The 212-nt window shown below is 41.5% G+C and carries 1 pseudogene; it reads right to left on the reverse strand.

Annotated elements, in window-relative coordinates:
* Positions 1-212 (reverse strand): annotated as a pseudogene (locus JR005_RS02165) (malonyl-[acyl-carrier protein] O-methyltransferase BioC); the annotation flags it as partial.

Below are 212 nucleotides of genomic sequence, written 5' to 3' on the forward strand. Positions count from 1 at the left end.
CCGCTTTGGGTGTTTCAAATTGCATAGATAAATTTTGCTGACTTAATTCAACAATCTCAAAATTTAACAGCTCAAGCTGTTGCCGCCAGTCATCCATCGACCAATAGTGCAAACCCTGCCCCGTAAGTTGTTTAATCTCGATAAAATTATCAGGTCCAAACGTCGAAAAACATAACCATCCTTGTGTACTTAATGCCGTATGGCAACGCGCC

It is taken from the genome of Acinetobacter sp. Colony158, assembly GCF_019264745.1.
Taxonomy (GTDB): Bacteria; Pseudomonadota; Gammaproteobacteria; order Pseudomonadales; family Moraxellaceae; genus Acinetobacter; species Acinetobacter ursingii.